General features: G+C 41.7%; 20 protein-coding genes. 18 read left to right on the top strand and 2 right to left on the bottom strand.

Annotated elements, in window-relative coordinates:
* From VQ643_RS15200 to VQ643_RS15210, 3 genes are all read left to right on the top strand, one after another.
* Positions 1–229, top strand: a 229-nt coding sequence (locus VQ643_RS15200; protein ID WP_414201113.1) for a hypothetical protein, incomplete at its 5' end; no start/stop codon positions are given.
* Between the two features lie 157 nt (positions 230–386).
* Positions 387–1,106, top strand: coding sequence for a hypothetical protein (locus VQ643_RS15205; protein WP_414201115.1), 720 nt, complete (start codon positions 387–389; stop codon positions 1,104–1,106).
* Positions 1,107–1,431: 325 nt separating this feature from the next.
* Positions 1,432–2,112, top strand: coding sequence for a calcium-binding protein (locus VQ643_RS15210; RefSeq protein ID WP_414201117.1), 681 nt, complete (start codon positions 1,432–1,434; stop codon positions 2,110–2,112).
* A gap of 331 nt (positions 2,113–2,443) precedes the next feature.
* Here VQ643_RS15210 and VQ643_RS15215 read toward each other — a convergent pair whose 3' ends face one another.
* Both VQ643_RS15215 and VQ643_RS15220 read right to left on the bottom strand, forming a co-directional pair.
* On the bottom strand, positions 2,444–2,713 hold the full coding sequence (locus tag VQ643_RS15215; RefSeq protein ID WP_414201119.1) for a hypothetical protein: 270 nt from the start codon (positions 2,711–2,713) through the stop codon (positions 2,444–2,446).
* A 3-nt stretch (positions 2,714–2,716) separates the two neighbouring features.
* Complete coding sequence (locus VQ643_RS15220; protein WP_414201122.1) at positions 2,717–3,166, bottom strand: GNAT family N-acetyltransferase; 450 nt, start codon at positions 3,164–3,166, stop codon at positions 2,717–2,719.
* Between the two features lie 163 nt (positions 3,167–3,329).
* Here VQ643_RS15220 and mpl point away from each other — a divergent pair, with 163 nt between their 5' ends.
* The 15 genes from mpl (at position 3,330) to trpC (ending at position 15,452) form a co-directional block, all read left to right on the top strand.
* Positions 3,330–4,685, top strand: a complete 1,356-nt coding sequence (gene mpl, locus VQ643_RS15225; protein ID WP_414201125.1) for a UDP-N-acetylmuramate:L-alanyl-gamma-D-glutamyl-meso-diaminopimelate ligase — start codon at positions 3,330–3,332, stop codon at positions 4,683–4,685.
* Positions 4,682–5,314, top strand: coding sequence for a flavin prenyltransferase UbiX (ubiX, locus tag VQ643_RS15230; RefSeq protein WP_414201127.1), 633 nt, complete (start codon positions 4,682–4,684; stop codon positions 5,312–5,314). Before mpl ends, ubiX begins: the two co-directional genes overlap by 4 nt.
* Positions 5,292–5,585, top strand: coding sequence for a YceK/YidQ family lipoprotein (locus VQ643_RS15235; protein ID WP_414201129.1), 294 nt, complete (start codon positions 5,292–5,294; stop codon positions 5,583–5,585). The genes ubiX and VQ643_RS15235 overlap by 23 nt, the downstream gene beginning before the upstream one ends.
* Positions 5,586–5,719: 134 nt before the next feature.
* Positions 5,720–6,211, top strand: a complete 492-nt coding sequence (gene purE, locus VQ643_RS15240; protein WP_414201131.1) for a 5-(carboxyamino)imidazole ribonucleotide mutase — start codon at positions 5,720–5,722, stop codon at positions 6,209–6,211.
* A 3-nt stretch (positions 6,212–6,214) separates the two neighbouring features.
* Positions 6,215–7,297, top strand: coding sequence for a 5-(carboxyamino)imidazole ribonucleotide synthase (locus tag VQ643_RS15245; protein ID WP_414201133.1), 1,083 nt, complete (start codon positions 6,215–6,217; stop codon positions 7,295–7,297).
* A 66-nt stretch (positions 7,298–7,363) separates the two neighbouring features.
* Entirely contained in the window at positions 7,364–7,612 is a 249-nt protein-coding gene (locus VQ643_RS15250) for a GlsB/YeaQ/YmgE family stress response membrane protein (protein ID WP_414201136.1), read from the top strand.
* Positions 7,587–8,138 carry a DUF3299 domain-containing protein gene (locus VQ643_RS15255; RefSeq protein ID WP_414201138.1) on the top strand — a complete coding sequence of 184 codons (552 nt, stop codon included), beginning with the start codon at positions 7,587–7,589 and terminating at the stop codon, positions 8,136–8,138. Before VQ643_RS15250 ends, VQ643_RS15255 begins: the two co-directional genes overlap by 26 nt.
* Before the next feature lie 75 nt (positions 8,139–8,213).
* Positions 8,214–8,885 carry a ribulose-phosphate 3-epimerase gene (gene rpe, locus VQ643_RS15260; RefSeq protein ID WP_414201141.1) on the top strand — a complete coding sequence of 224 codons (672 nt, stop codon included), beginning with the start codon at positions 8,214–8,216 and terminating at the stop codon, positions 8,883–8,885.
* Position 8,886: 1 nt separating this feature from the next.
* Positions 8,887–9,570, top strand: coding sequence for a phosphoglycolate phosphatase (locus VQ643_RS15265; RefSeq protein WP_414201144.1), 684 nt, complete (start codon positions 8,887–8,889; stop codon positions 9,568–9,570).
* Between the two features lie 60 nt (positions 9,571–9,630).
* Positions 9,631–9,963, top strand: a complete 333-nt coding sequence (locus VQ643_RS15270) for a hypothetical protein (protein WP_414201147.1) — start codon at positions 9,631–9,633, stop codon at positions 9,961–9,963.
* Positions 9,964–10,237: 274 nt separating this feature from the next.
* Positions 10,238–11,728, top strand: a complete 1,491-nt coding sequence (gene trpE / locus VQ643_RS15275; protein ID WP_414201149.1) for an anthranilate synthase component I — start codon at positions 10,238–10,240, stop codon at positions 11,726–11,728.
* A gap of 22 nt (positions 11,729–11,750) precedes the next feature.
* On the top strand, positions 11,751–12,737 hold the full coding sequence (locus VQ643_RS15280) for a diaminopimelate dehydrogenase (protein WP_414201152.1): 987 nt from the start codon (positions 11,751–11,753) through the stop codon (positions 12,735–12,737).
* A gap of 288 nt (positions 12,738–13,025) precedes the next feature.
* Positions 13,026–13,628, top strand: a complete 603-nt coding sequence (locus VQ643_RS15285; protein WP_414201154.1) for an aminodeoxychorismate/anthranilate synthase component II — start codon at positions 13,026–13,028, stop codon at positions 13,626–13,628.
* Positions 13,618–14,664, top strand: a complete 1,047-nt coding sequence (gene trpD, locus VQ643_RS15290; RefSeq protein WP_414201156.1) for an anthranilate phosphoribosyltransferase — start codon at positions 13,618–13,620, stop codon at positions 14,662–14,664. The genes VQ643_RS15285 and trpD overlap by 11 nt, the downstream gene beginning before the upstream one ends.
* A complete protein-coding gene (trpC, locus tag VQ643_RS15295) occupies positions 14,661–15,452 on the top strand; it encodes an indole-3-glycerol phosphate synthase TrpC (protein ID WP_414201159.1) in 792 nt (263 codons plus the stop codon). Before trpD ends, trpC begins: the two co-directional genes overlap by 4 nt.
* Positions 15,453–16,321: the final 869 nt, after the last annotated feature.

Genomic DNA, 16,321 nt, shown 5'->3' on the forward strand with positions numbered 1-16,321 from the left:
TTATATTACCAGCAATAACACCTATCAATTCAGTATAGGTGATGGTAAGGACATAATTAATAATTATGACGATGTTAATTCTCATGAGAATGATATTGACGTCATTAAATTTACTGATGTTAACAGTGATGAAGTAAGTTACCGTGGTGAGAACTACGATCTAATCATTGAATATGGTAATAACGACAGCATTAACAGGAACGCCATGGTAGTGAGCAATGATAGATAAAGCATGGGGAGAAGTGCTGGGGTTCATAGTTATAAATAGTTTGAGTTAAGTCTTTTTTAGTATAAGCGTGCAATTTGATTTTAGCGAATGTTCAGCTAATGTACAGCTTACTATAAAGTGGTTTAAATGATACTTTTTAATATTATACTGGTGAGTGATGAGTAAAAATTCATTTCTTATACTAATGGTGGTATCTACTGCTTTAGTCCTTACTTTTTTGTATAAATCTGATGATGGTATAGCAATGGAAGAACCAATTACTGGGTATGAGCATTATATTAAAGGATCGATTAATGGGCAAAAAGTATCCATACCTTATGGATATTTGTATACCTACAGTAAAAAAGGCCAAGACTGGGGAGGTATACAGAAACTATTTTCAAAAGGTGGAAAGTACTTCGTAATGCATGTTGAAATGAAGGATGGAAAATTATTAATATATAATAAAGATAATAAAAATTTATTTTTAAATAGGGTTATTCCATATGAGGCTATATTGGAGTATGGCTCTAAAGGTGGCATAACTGATCATGTTGAGAAATTAAGTGAGTTTTCAAAGAATAATTACTATATTAAAAAGTATGGTGACTATTATTTTGTAGATCAAAGAGTAGGAGCGCCTAATAAGCGGAGGAATAATATAATTATTTTTGATAAAGATGTAACATCTCTTGTTTCATTGCGTGATGGCTCTGTAGAAGGAATTACTAAAGGACTTTTAATTATTTATTATAAAGGATGGTTTATTAGAATGTTTTTCTCGGAAAAGAATTTTATAGAGGTATCAGAAAGGAGTTTTACAGATGTAGATATAGGTAACTATATCTCAGTGCAGGAAGAATTTAAACAATTTATTGATTCAATAGTAGAGGAGTAAGATCATGACTGTTGAAGTTAGCCCTGTTACGTCAAAAAATTAAATTCAAATCAAATAAATGAACTGAATCGTTATCTAGATAAGAAAGATGTTGCTGGTGGTTGGAGGTATCTTGCTTCACTTGGTGATAGTTATGCTGATAATGCAGCAGGGGTTATTGATCCAACAGATACTACTGCTTACAACAGAATGATGCATGAAATGGTAAAACATGTCTGGCATAACACTGTAGGTGTAGAGGCATAAATTTGAATGGAAACTATCTGTTGAGTTAATAAGCAGCTGGATAGATAAAACAGAAGGTTTTGTAAATAACGCTGAGTGAATGAAAGCATTGTATATTTCAGGGTTTAATGTTGTTTATGACCGATCAGGTAATAATAGCCTTTCTGGAATTAATGGTGCGACCAACCTTATTATTGGTGGCAGGGGTGATGACTATTTGGAAGGCGGTCGCAGTATTTTCCAAGGTTGGTATAATCCTTATATTACCAGCAATAACACCTATCAATTCAGTATAGGTGATGGTAAGGACATAATTAATAATTATGACGATGTTAATTCTCATGAGAATGATATTGACGTCATTAAATTTACTGATGTTAATAGTGATGAAGTGAGTTACCGTGGTGAGAACTACGATCTAATCATTGAGTATGGTAATAACGACAGCATTCGAGTCTTGAATTTCTTTAAAGGTAATCAATATTGGATCAATGAGATTCACTTTGCAGATAAAGTTGTTACTCATGCTGATCTATTCAAGATCGATATTCCTGTTGTTATAACAGAGAATGGTGTTGATTTTGGGTGGAGTGGAAGCCTTAGTATTACTGATGGAGAGATGCCTCAAATACAAAGTTCACCTGTGGTAAGCTATGCTGATAGCCAAGTTCAGCAGATGACTAGTGCCATGGCTTCTTTTGGAGTGAGCGCAACTGCCACTGATATAAACTCATCATCAGATAGCAGTTATTTAGGTACTTTACTCGTAGCTAATAATTAGCACTGTCAGCATTGATCTAACTAACGCCTCAGCTGCTGTTGTAAGCACTGAGGCGTTTTATATTTAGGTCTTAAATTTGTAACACTGCTCCTGCAGGTGACGTGGTTTTATTAAATGATTGTTGTTATTTTATCAATCGAGATGATTTTCCAGAGTTTCAAAAAACTATATTTCGATATGAAAAAACGGATGAATTTCTTAGGATTGATTCTTATTTTTATAGATGGTCCTATTATTCGGCCTCTACAGCTTTTGTTAAAAATTATTATATAAAATTAATGAGTTTATGTGAGGAAAACTAAATAATTTTTTGAATTTTATTTTGTAATTACTAAGCATAATATTTGCCTATTGGTTGTTTTATAGATTTTAGATTGTTAGAGCTATACCCACCATTAGATATAGAGTAATAAAACATACCTTGCGCAGGTAGCGCGCCACCTTTTTGTGTTAGTAAAGCTATATGTTTACAGTTTTTTTCTACAATAATGGGTTGCTTTTTCCACGTTAACTTATTTAAAACAGCATCCTTTTCGTCATGTAACGATATATTAATAGCTGCAACAATGAGCAGTGTTTGGCACGGTAAAAGCACAGTCATGAATTAATCTAACGGCAAAATGTAATTAGTTAATTGAGGGTTTTCGTAAAAACCTAAAGATTCATACATTTTACGAATCGCATTGTTGTGGGTATTGGTTGCAACGCGCAGGCGCACAGCATTAGCAGCGGTAGCATCATCCCGTGAGCGAATCACTAAACTACGTGCTACTTGTTTGCGTCGGGCTGATTCAATGACAAAAATATCATTCAAAATCCACACTGGCCGTAGAGATAATGATGAGTAGCTGGTGTATAGCAAGCTAAACCCAATCAGCTCATTGCTGTCTTTAGTAAAGGCTAAGTAGACAACCGCTTCTTGGCTACGAATACGTTGCTCTAAAAAGGCTCTTGAAAGCTCAACCATGGGGCGTGCACCATAGAGCTCACGATAGCGAACAAACATAGGAACCAGTAAATCTAGATGATCGCATGTCGCTTGAATGATCTGCATAAAAGAGCCCTTTCTAAAAAATGCCTATTAATCCTGCACAAAGCTAGCTGTTTATGCAACGTTAGGGAGTAGAATTAGGGAATTTGTTCTAGCTTATTTGATCCATTAAGCTTTGCTATAGCACGCTGTGCTAAGCTTTACCAAAGCAATTTTTGAGGTGGTTATGCATATCCACATTTTAGGTATTTGCGGTACATTCATGGGTTCTCTAGCCATTCTAGCTAAGCAATTGGGGCACAAGGTAACAGGCTCTGATGCCAATGTTTATCCACCAATGAGCACCCAGTTAGAAGAGCAAGGTATTGAATTAATGCAAGGCTATGCACCTGAGCATTTAAAACCTGCGCCTGACTTAGTTGTTATTGGCAATGCCATGTCCCGCGGGAATCCTGCTGTAGAATATGTACTAGATGCTGGATTAGCTTATACATCAGGTCCTCAGTGGTTGGCTGATCATGTATTGCAAGGTCGATGGGTGCTAGCTGTGGCCGGCACGCATGGTAAAACAACGACTTCTAGTATGTTAGCGTGGCTGTTAGAAGATGCAGGTATGCAGCCAGGCTTTTTAATTGGTGGCGTGCCACAAAACTTTGGTATTTCTGCGCGCTTAGGTAGTAGCGATTTCTTCGTAGTAGAAGCCGATGAATATGACAGCGCTTTTTTTGATAAGCGTTCAAAATTCGTGCATTACCATGCACGCACTACTATTTTAAATAACTTAGAATTTGACCATGCGGATATTTTTCCTGATTTAGCCGCCATTGAACGCCAGTTTCACCATTTGGTACGTACTATTGCAAATAACGGTTTAATTATTTATCCACAGGCAGAAACTGCTATTGAGCGAGTATTGGCAATGGGTTGTTGGACGCCTGTGCAAACTACCCATAATCCAAATATGTGGCATGCCAAACTTTTAGCGGATGATGGCTCTCATTTTGAGGTGTGGTTTGGGCAAGAAAAACGCGGCACAGTACATTGGGCGTTAACGGGGCAGCATAATGTAAATAATGCACTAGCTGCTATTGCAGCAGCCCAGCATGTTGGGGTTTTAGCTGAGCAGGCGGCTGAAAGCCTTGGCCGTTTTAAAAATGTAAAACGTCGTATGGAAAAAGTAGCGCAGATTAAAGGCATTACGCTATATGATGATTTTGCCCATCATCCAACGGCAATTCACCTTACATTAGACGGCTTACGCAAGCATGTAGGTGATGAGCAGATTATTGCCATTATTGAGCCTCGCTCCAACTCAATGAAACTGGGCGCTCATCGTGAAGGGTTAGCGGAGTCAGCGGCTTTAGCTGATCAGGTTATTTGGTATGCGCCAGACAACTTGGGTTGGGATTTAGCCTCAACCGTCAGCCATGCGACGAATCCAACACAAGTGCTAAATTCACTCGATAAGATTATTGAGCAGGTAAAGCTGCAGGTTAAAGATAAGTGTCATATCGTTATTATGAGTAATGGTGGTTTTGGTGGTTTGCATGGCAAGTTAGCCAAGGCATTGGAGGAAAAATGAGCGGTCCACAACGTATTACCTTAGCAATGACGGGTGCGTCTGGCGCACAATACGGATTACGTTTGTTAGATTGCTTGGTGCAAGAAGAACGCGAAGTGCACTTTCTGATTTCAAAAGCAGCACAGCTTGTGATGAGCACTGAAACGGATGTTATCCTGCCTGCTAAACCTCAATCTATGCAGCAGTTTTTAACTGAATACACAGGCGCGGCAGATGGGCAAATCCGTGTTTATGGTAAAGAAGACTGGATGGCGCCCGTAGCTTCAGGCTCTGGAGCACCTAGTGCAATGGTAGTAGTGCCATGTTCAACAGGGACGCTATCCTCAATAGCTACAGGTGCTTGTAATAATTTGATTGAACGTGCTGCCGATGTAGCCCTAAAAGAGCGCCGTCAGCTTATTTTAGTACCTCGTGAGGCGCCGTATTCCAGTATTCATTTAGAAAATATGCTGAAATTGTCCAATATGGGCGCTGTTATTTTGCCAGCCTCGCCAGGCTTTTATCATCAACCTCAATCGGTTGAAGATATGGTGGATTTTGTTGTTGCACGTATCTTAAACCTGTTGGATATACCGCAAGACATGCTACCACGCTGGGGGGAGCAACATGAGGTCAGTTGGGAAGAGTAAAACTATTGCTATCTTAACACTCTGTACGCTCAGTGCAGGCTGTGCCACTGTCGATGGCTGGGTTAATGCCCCCGATGAAATGTCGATGATTTACATTGGCACACGCATTAATCATTCAGCCATCAATGATGAGTGCTGTACTGAATTAGAATATGGCACTGAAGGTCCTAAGAACCCTAAGCTAGATTGGGTAGGTAGTTTTTTGCTTGATACCTTATTGCTTCCTGTTACGTTACCAATGACTTTAGGTGTAACCGTTGAAACACGCTAACTATCAGCTTAAATATGGGTTATAATGAGCTGCTTACAGCGAATTGATTCGTTTTTTCTGCCAAACCACGCTTCTTTGCGTGGTTTGCTGCTTTTGTAGTTTGTATTAGCTACTTTCCACCGAGAGGTCGAACGATGAGTGCACTTGTAGGCGTTATCATGGGCTCCAAATCTGACTGGAGTACACTAAGCCATACTGTTGAAATGCTAGAGAAACTAGGCATTCCCCATGAAGTAAAAGTCGTTTCTGCGCACCGTACCCCTGATTTACTTTTTAGCTATGCTGAGCAAGCGGCTGATCGCGGTTTGAAAGTTATTATTGCTGGCGCAGGTGGCGCTGCTCATTTGCCTGGTATGTGCGCGGCTAAAACGCATTTACCTGTGTTAGGTGTGCCTGTTCAGTCGTCTATGTTATCCGGTGTTGACTCTTTATTATCTATCGTTCAAATGCCTGCTGGTGTACCCGTTGCTACTTTAGCTATTGGTAAAGCAGGTGCGGTTAATGCGGCTATTTTGGCAGCGAGTATTTTAGGTAACGAATTTCCAAAATATCATGAAGCGTTAAAAACGTTCCGTGAGCAACAAACACAAACTGTTTTAGATAACAGCGATCCGCGCGAGGCTTAATCCATGAAAGTTGGGGTAATAGGTGCTGGTCAACTAGGACGCATGTTGGCATTGGCGGGCACGCCATTGAATATGGAGTTTGCCTTTCTTGATCCAGCACAAGATGCCTGTGCTGCCCATTTAGGCAAGCATATTGTGGCTAACTATGATGATAAAGTGGCGCTGGAGCAATTGGCTAAACAAGTGGACCTAGTGACCTTTGAGTTTGAAAGTGTGCCAGCTGAAACCGTTGCTTTTTTATCTCAATTTGTACCTGTTTACCCTAGCGCTCAAGCGTTACGTATCGCGCGCGATCGTTGGTTTGAAAAATCCATGTTTCTTGAACAAGGGATTCCAACTACAGCCTTTGCTAATGTGTTATCACAAGCAGATTTAGATCAAGCCGTTGCTGAGATTGGTTTGCCAGCGGTGCTTAAAACGCGCACTTTAGGTTATGACGGCAAAGGTCAGAAAGTGCTACGTAACGTTATTGATGCTAGCAATGCTTTTGCTGAGCTGGGTAATGTGCCTTGTATTTTAGAAGGCTTTGTGAATTTTACGGGTGAAGTATCCCTCATTGCGGTACGCACGCGAGAGGGTGATGTTCGTTGTTATCCGCTGGTACATAACACACATAACAATGGTATTTTGCATTTGTCAGTGGCTAGTACAGATCACCCAAGCCAAGCGCTCGCTGAAGACTACGCGGCGCGAGTGCTAAAAGCCTTGGACTATGTTGGTGTTCTAGCGTTTGAGTTTTTTGAAGTAGAAGGTGGTTTAAAAGCTAACGAGATAGCCCCGCGTGTGCATAACTCAGGCCATTGGACGATTGAAGGCGCACAATGTAGCCAGTTTGAAAACCATTTGCGCGCCGTAGCTGGCTTGCCTTTAGGCGATACCACTAAAGTAGCTGGAACAGAAAGCGCCATGCTGAACTGCATTGGTAGAGTGCCTGATAGTGTTTTGGTATTACAAGAATTAGATGCGCACTTGCATCACTACGGAAAGGCCTTTAAAGCTGGGCGCAAAGTTGGCCACATTACCTTGCGCTGCACAGATAAAGAAAAGTTAGATGAAAAAATTAAAACACTTGAAAACTACCTGTGAATCCACTAGCGTTTTTATTGCTATCTAGAGGTTATAGGTAGCAATAAAACGAATAAGGGAAATGCTATGGGTATTCTTTCAACTATTGTCATTGGTTTTTTAGTCGGTATTGTGGCGCGCTTCATCAAGCCTGGTAAAGATCCAATGGGATGGGTAATGACCATCATTTTAGGTATTGTTGGTTCCGTGGCTGCAACCTATGGCGGACAAGCTCTAGGTATTTATCAAGCAGGACAAGGTGCAGGTTTTATTGGCTCAGTTGTGGGCGCTGTTGTGGTATTAATTATTTATGGCTCAATTACGGCAAAAAAGTAAACAATTAACTTGCGCTTTTATACTGTCCTTATTTGCAATGTTAGTACAGGCACAGCCTGGCCTAGATTGGTTGGAGCTCTTACCTCCAGAAGATCTACAAGCATTGCTCGATATGCCGGAAATAGGACATGACACACCAGAAGGTGATAGCACATTTTACTCCCAAGGCTTAAAGAACACGGATCCTGACCTACCTGAAATCATGCGTTCTACACGTACAGTGGCTGCGTTAAACAATCAGCCAGTGCTGATTGCGGGCTATCCCGTACCTTTAGAAAGTGATGAAAATGGTCATTACCAAGAGTTCTTTCTTGTGCCTTACCCAGGTGCTTGTATCCATGTTCCACCGCCACCACCGAATCAAATTATTCTCGTGCGCTTTGCTAAGGGCTATCAGTTTGCTGATATTTATGAGCCTATTTGGGTGGAAGGTAGGTTATATGTCGACCAACAAGCCAACGACCTGGCTGATTCCTCTTATCGCCTTGAAGCAGAATCTGTCACTGCAATAGACGCAGCGTTTTAAATTTCTTACCTTGCAGGGAATAACCAGCAAGGTAAACTTAGCTTATAACTATTCTCACCGTGTTTTGGGGTTTTCATGCAAGCATATGCCATAGCGCCATCTATTTTATCGGCTGATTTTGCTCGTTTAGGGGAAGATGTTGATGCGGTTTTAGCCGCTGGCGCCGATATTGTCCACTTTGATGTCATGGATAATCATTACGTACCTAACTTAACTATTGGCCCTATGGTATGCAAGGCATTGCGTAACTATGGTGTTACAGCGCCTATTGATGTGCATTTAATGGTTTCCCCAGTTGATCGTGTGATTGGCGACTTTATTGACGCTGGAGCGAGTTATATTACCTTCCATCCTGATGCATCTACCCATGTAGACCGCTCTTTACAGTTAATTAAGGATGGTGGCTGCAAAGCCGGTCTAGTATTTAATCCTGCTGCTCCTATTGATTGTTTAAAATACGTGCTTGATAAAATTGACATGGTTTTGCTCATGAGCGTAAACCCTGGTTTTGGTGGGCAGAAGTTTATTCCAAGTACGATTGAAAAGATTAAAGAAGTGCGCGCACTATTAGATGCCGCTGGACGTAGTGATATTCGTTTAGAGGTTGATGGAGGCGTAAATTTAAGCAATATTGCACAAATTGCTAGCGCTGGCGCAGACACCTTTGTAGCAGGATCCGCTATTTTTAATACACCTGATTACAAAGCAACCATTGAGCAAATGCGTGCTGAGTTAGCAAAGGTCTAATATGAGTATATTGAGGTCGTTATTTGCAGGGCAGTTACCACAGCTAGTCATGTTTGACCTTGACGGTACTTTGTTAGACTCCGTTCCTGATTTGGCCGCCGCTGTGGATAAAATGTTATCCACATTAGGCCGTAAACCAGCCGGTGTAGATAAGGTTAAGTTATGGGTAGGCAATGGTCTACCCACCTTGGTTAAGCGCGCGCTTGCTAATGGTGATGAACAGCTGCCCTTAGACCAGCACCTATATGAACAAGCGCAGCAGTTATTTACTCAGTTTTATGCCAGCCAAAATAACTTAACCTGTGTTTATCCTAAGGTGTATGAGTGTCTAACATGGTTAAAGCAAAACAATGTAAAACTAGCCCTGATCACGAATAAACCTAAGCAGTTTTTACCAAGCTTACTCAAACAGCATCAACTAGATAGCTTTTTTAGCTGGGTAGTCGGTGGCGATAGTCTGCCTCAGCGAAAGCCAGATCCAGCGCAATTACTATGGGTGATGGCGCAAGCTAAAGTGAGTGCCGACGCTTCGTTTTTTGTCGGCGATTCTTGTAATGATATTCGCGCGGCAAAGGCGGCAGGCGTTCAATGTGCAGGCTTAACCTATGGCTATAATCATGGGCAGCCAATTAGCCTAGAAACCCCACAATTAGTGATAGATTCCTTAGAACAATTAATTTTTTGAGAGAATATATTTAAATTTTGTTAAAATGATGTAGATAAAATAAACGCAAGGAAGCGTTATATGTTTACTGCACTGTTAACTCATATATCACAACTGCCAAACTACCATCTTTGGTGCTCAGGCGTTCTATTACTTTTCCCCTTGATTATTCATCTATGTGATCTTGGAGCTTACCTCGAACGCATTTTCTCTAAACCCAAAAAACAAGCGGCGTATTCCTCTAGCCTGTTTGCTTATGCGTTGTTATATACCTTTGTTTTAGCCAGTTTACAGCTTGAGTGGTTATTACTATTTAAATTGACTCTACTACTTTGGGTAGCTTTGGTTACCTGCAATTATATACTTAGGTTTTGGCTTAATTATGTAGAAGCTGAAGAAGTTAAAAATTTTTAACCTATCAAAAAAGGCTAAACTTTCTGCAAGGTACTTGCACTGCCAAAAAACATGCGCTAGTGTAAGTCTTTCGTCAGCTTATGCTGAATTACTTATTTCTGCATCCTGCCTAGGAGTTATCTCGTGGTTGTTGATCGCAAACTTTGGATAAATGCTCTTCCAGCGGCTAACGGTCGTTGGCGCTGGCGCGCCTAACATTTTTCCATCGGCTAGCTACAGCCGACGTTGTTTGTGTTCACATTAAAAAACTTTTCCCACCGACCACGAGGTGAGTATGAAGCAATCCGAATTTTTACGTTTAGCTGAACAGGGCTATAACCGTATTCCTGTGTCACGGGAAATCTTAGCTGACTTTGACACACCACTGTCTATTTATCTAAAACTAGCTGATGCACCAAACTCCTACTTGTTAGAGTCAGTACAAGGTGGCGAAAAATGGGGGCGTTACTCCATTATAGGCTTGCCTTGCAGTATTGCATTGCAGGCACGCGGTGAGTTGGTTGAGGTGCTTTATCAAGGTGAAGTGATAGAAGAGGTCGAAACCACAGATCCGCTTGCCTTTGTTGAAGAATTTAAACAGCGTTATCAGGTTCCAGATATTGCAGGTTTACCGCGCTTTAATGGCGGTTTAGTGGGCTACTTTGCCTATGACTGTGTACGCTATGTTGAAAAGCGTCTGCAAAATACGCAAAAGCCTGACCCTATAGGCAATCCTGATATTTTACTGCTGGTGTCAGAAGCAGTTGTTGTGTTTGATAACCTCGCAGACAAGCTGTATATGATAGTTCTTGCCGATCCAGATGAGCCTTTGGCTTATCAGCAAGCTCAAGAAAAACTAGACCAACTACAGAAACAACTACGCCAGCCTATCACGCCACGCCTTGGTTTAAATCTTGAGCAAACACTAGAGCATGACCCAGCGTTTAAAGCGAGCTTTACCCAAGAAGATTACAAAAAAGCAGTTGAGCGCATAAAAGACTATATTTTAGCGGGCGACTGCATGCAGGTAGTGCCGTCTCAGCGTATGTCGATTGAATTTAAAGCAGCGCCTATTGATCTTTACCGCGCTTTACGCTGCTTAAATCCAACGCCCTATATGTACTTCTTTAACTTTGGCGATTTTCATGTTGTAGGTAGCTCACCTGAAGTCTTAGCGCGTTTAGAAGATGGTTTGGTCACAGTTCGGCCTATTGCTGGAACGCGACCAAGAGGTAAAACCGAAGCGCAAGATAATGCACTTGAGCAGGAGTTATTGGCTGATAGGAAAGAACTCGCTGAACACCTAATGTTGATTGACTTAGGCCGTAACGATGTGGGGCGCGTGGCGAGCATTGGTAGTGTTGATGTTACAGAGAAGATGGTAATTGAGCGTTATTCTAACGTAATGCACATTGTATCTAATGTTACAGGCAGGCTGCGCCCTGAGCTAACAGCAATGGATGCGTTGCGTGCGATATTGCCCGCGGGTACCTTATCAGGCGCACCTAAAGTACGTGCTATGGAAATTATTGATGAATTAGAGCCAGTTAAACGTGGCGTTTATGGCGGCGCGGTTGGCTACTTGGCATGGAATGGCAATATGGATACCGCAATTGCTATTCGCACTGCCGTTATTAAAAATCAGCAGCTGCATGTGCAAGCAGGCGCTGGTATTGTGGCTGACTCTCAGCCTCAACTTGAGTGGGAAGAAACATTAAATAAGCGCAAAGCAATGTTTAAAGCTGTTGCGTTGGCAGAACAAGCAATCAAAGATGTTGCACAGTAGCAGCACAGAAATAGGTGAGAAAATGACACAAAAAATCCGTATTGGCATCCTAGGTTATGGCAACTTGGGGCGCGGTGTCGAGCAAGCAGTGCAGCAAAACCCAGATATGGAATTGGTTGCTGTATTTAGCCGCCGTGAGCCTTCAAGCGTAATTTTGGCAAATACTGATATCCCAGTTTATTCATTGGCTAAGGTTGAAGACTTTACTGCTGCTATTGATGTCATGATTTTATGTGGCGGCTCAAAAAGTGACTTGCCAGAACAAGGCCCACAACTAGCTAAGTTGTTCAATACTGTGGATAGTTTTGATACCCATGCACGCATCCCAGAATACTATGAAAGCGTCGATCAACCAGCCCGTGAGCATGGTAAAACTGCACTGATTTCAACAGGCTGGGACCCAGGTCTATTCTCAATTAACCGTGTGTTTGCCGAAGCTATGTTGCCAGCAGGTGAAACCTATACGTTTTGGGGGAAAGGCTTAAGCCAAGGGCATTCTGATGCGGTGCGCCGTATTGCAGGCGTAAAAGCAGGCGTGCAGTACACCATTCCTTCCGAGTCAGCCATGCAGCGTGTGCGCAATGGTGAAATGCCTCAGCTATCTACTCGCGAAAAGCACACACGTGAATGCTATGTCGTATTGCAAGAAGGCGCTAGCGCAGAAGAAGTGCGGAGTACCATTGTAAATATGCCAGATTACTTTGCTGACTATGATACCAGCGTACATTTTATCGACGAAGCCACATTAAAAGCAGAGCATAATGCAATGCCTCATGGTGGATTTGTGATTCGCAGCGGCGTATCTGGTGCTGGTTCTAAGCAAACAATCGAGTACTCCTTGGCGTTGCAAAGTAATCCTGAGTTTACTTCAAGCGTATTGGTTGCTTATGCCCGTGCGGTTTATCGCCTAAATCGCTTGGGCGATATTGGCGCTAAAACAGTGTTTGATATTGCACCAGGCTTGCTGTCAGCCAAAAGCCCAATGCAATTGCGTAAAGAACTACTTTAATGGCTAAAGGCATTTGCTTGTCGATATGAGCAAATGCCTTTTTTGTTAAGCATTAAGTTGTAATACAAGGTTATAGCTGTTTTTGCCATAGCCTTATAACAAAAAAGATACGCGTTAAACTTTCACTATTGTGTAAAAAGAGCTAGAAAGGGGGCTGTTAAAACAGCTTAATTTCATAGCTATCAACTTGCCAGCTATCCCATGTATTAAGCGCAAGTGCGACGAGTAGATAAAAGTGTTAACACGTATAAATGACAAAAACCTTTCAACCGATAGGATCTTTCTTTAATGCTACTCATGATTGATAACTACGACTCGTTTACATGGAATCTCGTGCAGTATTTCGGTGAACTGGGCGTAGAGGTTAAGGTTTTACGCAATGATGAAGTAACCCTTGAGCAAATTGAGCAGTTACAGCCAACCCACTTGGTAATTTCTCCAGGCCCTTGTACGCCCAATGAAGCGGGCATTTCTATGGCAGCCATTACGCACTTTGCAGGGAAATTACCTATCTTGGGCGTATGCTTAGGTCATCAAAGTATAGGGCAGGCGTTTGGTGGCAATGTAGTGCGCGCTAAACAAGCTATGCATGGTAAAACCAGTGCTGTGAAACATCACAATCAAGGCGTGTTTCATGGTTTAGCTAATCCCGTAACCGTAACCCGTTACCATTCATTAGTGATTGACGAAGCAAGCTTACCTGAATGCTTAGAAGTCACCGCTTGGACAGAAGATGAGCAGGGCAACTTAGACGCCATCATGGGCGTACGTCATCAGCGATGGCGTATTGAAGGCGTGCAATTTCATCCTGAATCAATCTTAACCGAGCAAGGCCATGAGCTATTGGCAAACTTTTTAAAGCAAACAGGTGGTGTCCGAAATGAATATTAAAGAAGCACTTAATCTCATAGTGGGTAATCTAGATCTAACAACCAGTGAGATGAAAACTGTCATGAGCCAAATTATGACGGGGCAATGCACAGATGCGCAGATTGGTGCCTTTATGATGGGCATGCGCATGAAAAGTGAAAGCATTGATGAAATTGTAGGCGCTGTAGAAGCCATTCGTGAATTAGTAAAACCTGTAGAAGTGCAGGGTGATCATCTGGTAGATACCTGTGGTACAGGTGGTGATGGCATGAACCTATTTAACGTATCTTCAGCCGCTGCTTTTGTTGCCGCCGCCGCTGGCGCTCAGGTTGCTAAACACGGCAATAGAGCCGTATCTGGTAAAAGTGGTAGCGCTGATCTGCTTGAAGCCGCTGGTATTAATTTAGACCTTAGCAGCGAACAAGTGGCCCGTTGTATTGAAAACGTTGGTGTTGGCTTTATGTTTGCGCCTAGTCATCATGGTGCAATGCGTTACGCAGCAGCCCCTCGCCGTGAAGTAGGGCTGCGTACACTATTTAATATATTAGGACCACTGGCTAATCCAGCTCGCGTTAAAAACCAAGTAATGGGCGTTTTCACCAAAGCACTGTGTCGCCCATTGGCTGAGGTTTTCCGTCGACTTGGTAGTGAACATGTACTTATTGTGCATGCGCAAGATGGTATGGATGAAATCAGCTTAGGCGCCCCTACTTGGGTTACAGAGCTAAAAAATGGCGAGATTACTGATTACCGCATTCAACCCGAAGACTTTGGTATTCAAAGCCAATCACTTATTGGTTTAGAAGTGGACAACGCACAAGATTCATTGACAATTATTAAAGATGCTTTAGGCAAGCGTGAACTGCCACATGGACATAAAGCAGCCGAAATGATTGCCCTGAATGCAGGTGCAGCACTTTATGCCGCCAATGTTGCCAGTACTTTGGCAGAAGGTGTTGCCCGTGCGCATGATACTATTTATACCGGCTTAGGTATGGAAAAATTGGTTGAATTGGCGGCATTTTCCCGCGTTTTTACCGAGGATAAAGCCCAATGAGTACTGTTTTAGATAAAATTGTGCAACGCAAAGCCGAAGAAGTTGCAGCGCGTCGTCGCCAAGTTAACTTATCTGAGGTAGAAAAGTTAGCCTATGAAGCAAGCCCCGTGCGCGGCTTTGCCCATGCCTTACAAGAGCAAGCCGCCCAGCAACGCCCAGCAGTTATCAGTGAGATTAAAAAAGCCTCACCGAGCAAAGGAGTTTTGCGTGAGCACTTTATACCCGCAGAAATCGCTCAGAGTTATCAACAAGGCGGAGCTACCTGCTTATCCGTACTAACAGATATTGACTTTTTCCAAGGTGCCGATGAATACCTAAAACAAGCGCGTAGCGCCTGCTCACTGCCGGTTATTCGTAAGGACTTTATGATTGATCCTTACCAAGTAATAGAAGCGCGCAGCATTGGAGCCGACTGCATTTTGCTTATCGCCGCTTGCCTAGAAAATAGCCAAATGGCAGAACTTGCTGCCTGTGCCAAAGAGCAAGGGCTGGATGTACTAGCAGAAGTGCACAATGGACAAGAACTTGACCGTGTACTTAAGCACCTAGACACTCCTTTAGTAGGCATTAATAATCGCAATTTGCATACATTTGAAGTCTCACTTCACACCACATTAGAACTGCTTACAGCAATTCCTGATGACCGCTTAGTTATTACTGAAAGCGGTATTTTAAAACCGAGCGATGTAGAACTGATGCTAACTAACAAAGTTTACAGCTTCCTAGTTGGTGAAGCCTTTATGCGAGCAGAAAATCCAGGTGATGAGCTCAAACGCTTATTCTTCTAAACAATAGATAAGGTAAAGCTATTTCTTAGGAAATAGCGCTACCTATATTTACTGCTAAATAATAAATAATTCCTATTCTTGGGCTGGAGTCTGCGTAATATTCAATAATGACGATTCAGTAAAATATTTTAGTTAAAATGCTAAGTGCAGTTTTTAATTGGTTAGCCTATGCTTAGCTATTTGGTTTGATATAATATAAATGTTTTTAAAATCCTTTCCATGTGTGCCCGCTAGGAAAATAAGAATTTTTTCGTGAAGCATAACCATCAATGTAGTTACCATTTTTATCAATAACTTGTTTAAGTCTACCTCGCTGATAAATATCTTTTAAAATAAACTCGATAGAACAAGTGTGTTGCTGGCTTTCGTCCCACGCATAGGTAGTTGTTTTAAAACAAGAAGATAGTTTTTATAACCATTGTTAGTAGTTAGTGACATATTATTTTGAGCATTATGCTCCCAACAGTGGTTACTAAAAATGTTGAAACTTATAATTAGTGCTTTGATCAGCATCCGCTTTGGCGAGAGCTAACCGTCCACCTTTGACAGTTCTATAGGCGTTACTTGTAGTTCTATCTATTTCGGCAGTTGCTTTATAAGGTGGGTAGTTAGATCAAATAGGCTTGTTTTGACGATCTTTTTCAATGAGATCATGTATATTGCTATCCTCTGCATAGACAAAACTTTTTAAAAGCATATAAGAGGTTGCTGTTAGTATAATGTTTTATATAACAATCCGTTGCTTGAGTGTGTGGACAGTTAACAGTTAAATTGTTTCACGTAAATTACATTTAGAAATTACCAATATTAAAATATATTATTTAAAAATAGATTTTTTAAAAGTAAACTCGCTGTCTTTGCTACTAGAC

Source organism: Pseudomonas sp. F1_0610, assembly GCF_047470865.1.
Classification (GTDB): Bacteria; Pseudomonadota; Gammaproteobacteria; order Pseudomonadales; family Pseudomonadaceae; genus JAZDRH01.